Genomic DNA, 3,320 nt, shown 5'->3' on the forward strand with positions numbered 1-3,320 from the left:
AATATGCACATCAACCGTTCTATCTTCAACGTAAACATTGGTGCCCCAAACATTGTTAAGCAGCTGTTCACGGCTATAGACACGCTCTTGGTGAGTCATAAAAAAATGTAGAAGTTTGAACTCGGTTGGCCCCATATCAAGGGGATCATCATTCGCTGTAACACGGTGTGAAACCGGGTCGAGTTTTAGACCTTGCACTTCAATCACATCTTCCAACGTGGTCGGTGAGACACGCCGCATGACCGCTTTCAGTCGTGCGATTAACTCTTTCGGTGAGAAAGGCTTGGTGATGTAATCATCGGCACCCACTTCAAGGCCTCGAACTTTATCTTCTTCTTCGCCCCGAGCGGTCAGCATCACCACTGGGATTTGACGCGTAAGCTCTTCACGCTTCAAATGTTTAATCAAGTTGAGTCCAGATCCACCAGGTAACATCCAATCCATGAGGATCATTTCTGGGTAAGGCTCGCATATTTGCGCCAGCGCTGAGTCGTAGTCTTCTGCCTCAACCGTTTGATAGCCTTTTTGCTCTAAGACAAAACAAAGCATCTCGCGAATGGGGGCTTCGTCTTCAACAACGAGAATCCGTCTAACCATGATAATTACCTAGTGTTATCATTTAACTGGCGCCATTATGTGCATTTATTATGACATTTTTGTGACCCGGCGCGAGCAAATTTCGCGTTGTGTTAACAGGCTGTGACCTAGCCAACACCTTGCTATGTGACCAGGACGCGGCTAGCGCCCCCACCTTGAATATCGACGCGCACTTGCGCACCAATGCGCTCAACCAGTGTGCCTACATGGGAAATGACCCCAATTTGCCGCCCGTCGGCTTGTAAGGTGTCTAAACAGGCCAACGCCATTTCCAGGCTTTCCGGATCCAGTGTGCCAAAGCCCTCGTCTATGAATAAGGATCCAAGTTGCCGTGTATCCGCCGCTAATGATGCCAGCGCAAGCGCCAGTGACAAAGAGACTAGAAAGCTTTCACCGCCAGATAAGGACTCAACACTGCGTACTTCATCGCCCATATCATGATCAACGACTTGCAACGCCAGTAAGCTATCGGGCACGGTTTGTAACGCATAACGAGGTGATAATGAGGCCAAATGCTCATTGGCAATCTCGACCAGCTGCGCCAGCGTCAGCGATTGTGCGAGATTACGGAATTTAGCTCCGCTGGCCGAGCCAATTAAATCGGCCAGTTTTAACCACTGTTCTGTTTGGCTACGCTGCGCGTCAATTTTCTCGGTCAGCGATCCGGCCTGCTGTTTGGCCTTCTCTGATTCGGTTAATTGGTGACGCAAGGTAAACAGCTGCTGCTCGGCGTCTTCTAACGCGTGTTGCCAGGCATCGTGCTGGGCGGTCAACGCGGCATCATCATCCGGTAGCTGCTGCTCATCAAACCACACTTGCGCCGCGGCCATCGCCTGCTGGCAATGGGTTAATTGTTGCTGACGTTCGTCTAAGCGCGTGTTAGCTTCTTGGTAAGCCGCTTCTACTTCACTGATCGCTTCCCGCTCACTGGCTCGCCAGGTTTCAGAGTAAGATAAAGCTTGGAGGATGTCGTATTGATGCATGGCTAGTGTCGGCTGCCATTGGACCCAACGTCGAACACTGGCGCGATACTGTTGCGCAGCCTCTCGCTGTTGTTGGCGCAAGGTTTGCTGACGTGCCTGTACCCCTGCCCGCTTTTCACTGGCTTGGCTATAGGCTTGCTCAGCCTGCGCACGCTTAGTCTTTTGCGCCTCGATTGCTGATTTATACGCCTGTTCAAGCGCCGCCAAGTCTGAATCGGGGATCAACGCCTGACGCGCCGCGCTGCGCTGTTGATGCGCTTGCGCCAGATTCACTAATTGCGCTTGCCGTGCCTGCGTGTCCTCTGACAGGCTCTGACACTGCTGGGTTAATGACGCTAGCTCGGTCTCTATCTGTTGTTTTTGCGTGGCAAGCGATGTTTTTTCGTCCTGCAGCGCACGATAGCCCTGAATTTTTTGCTCCATCTGGCGAATATAACGTGCGGCGCCCACCTGTTGCAGGCTTGTGAGCCACTGTCCTGCACCGAGTTGCTGATCAAGCGCTTGGCTCACGCGCGTCAGCTGTTCGTGTTGTTGCTGCCACTGCTCATCAATGGCGCTCAGCCGCGTCTCACACTCGGTCAATGACTGATCCAGTTGATGTCGGCGCGCAACAAGCTGTTCTCGTGCGTGTTGTAAATCACTCAACGCGGCATCCATTTGCTGAATTTGCGCTAACTGGTGTTGACGTGCAGTGATCGCCTGATAACAAGCGTGATAGTCGCTGTCGGTTTGTTTTGCGTGCGCTTCTATCTCGCTCAACGTCTCATCGAGGGGGTGTTCAGGCGCCAACTGCCACCCAAGCTCTACCATTGCGTCGCGTAGCCCGCGCTCATACTGCTGCCGCTCAGCCTGCCACACTAAGCCCTGCTCCCGTAGTTCGGCACAGACATGCTGGCTGTGTTGATGCTGCTTTTGCCAGTAATAGTATTCGGCGTTGTGTTGATTATAAGAGGCTTGCAACGCATCGACACGCGACTGTTGCTGCGCGATCATGCCTTCAATTGCCGGTGCGTGATGCAAGTAAGGATGCTCAGTTGCCCCACATAACGGACACGGATCGCTCTCTTTCAGCGCTTGACGAAGATCGTCTAACTCGACAACAGCCATTGCTTGTTGCAAGCTATGTTGCGCTTCATCAACCTGGGCCTGTTCACGGGTCAGCGTCTCTTTAAGTCGGTCTAAATGCGTTTGGCTGTCGCGATAAATCGCTTCATGCTTTTCAAACTCTACATGGTTATGCTGGCAGCGTTCTTGCCAATATTGCCAATTTTGCGCCTCATGGAGCAGTGACTCTTGTTGCCGTTTTTGCTGCTGAAGCTTGGCATAACGTGCTTGGTCGGCTTCTTGTGCCGCGAACAAGGATTCAGGGTTTGCCGCCTGACGCTTGGTTTTCAATTGCACGCTGCTGTCATCGACCTGCGCAATATCTTGGTCAATTTTCTCTCGTTGTGGTGCCCACAGCTGACGTTGGCGGTAACGCGTTTGATATTCTTCTTGTAACGCGGTCAGGGTGTCTTGGCAGTCTAAGTATTGGCGAAGATTGTCGAATACTGGCTGATAATGCTCAGCAATATGTGAAAAGTCCCCGTAACGCGCAATCTCCTGCTCTAATACGCGCGCTCGCTGCGCCTGTTGTTGAGATTTTTCACGCGTTTGCGTGAGTGTTTGTTGGGCGTGTCGGTACTTTTGCTGTTGTGCATTCAGCGCCATATTTTGCTCATGCATTTGGCTGTCTAACCC

2 protein-coding genes are annotated in these 3,320 nt (G+C 52.0%); both read right to left on the reverse strand.

What is annotated here, in order from left to right:
• Positions 1-597 (reverse strand): phosphate regulon transcriptional regulator PhoB (phoB, locus tag BZG79_RS13100; RefSeq protein WP_077774618.1); only part of this gene is annotated, 597 nt, incomplete at its 3' end.
• Positions 598-719: 122 nt separating this feature from the next.
• The coding region (locus BZG79_RS13105; RefSeq protein WP_206779499.1) for an SbcC/MukB-like Walker B domain-containing protein at positions 720-3,320 on the reverse strand (2,601 nt) is incomplete at its 5' end.

Origin of the sequence: Salinivibrio sp. MA427, assembly GCF_001996115.1 — a bacterium.
GTDB lineage: Bacteria > Pseudomonadota > Gammaproteobacteria > Enterobacterales > Vibrionaceae > Salinivibrio > Salinivibrio costicola.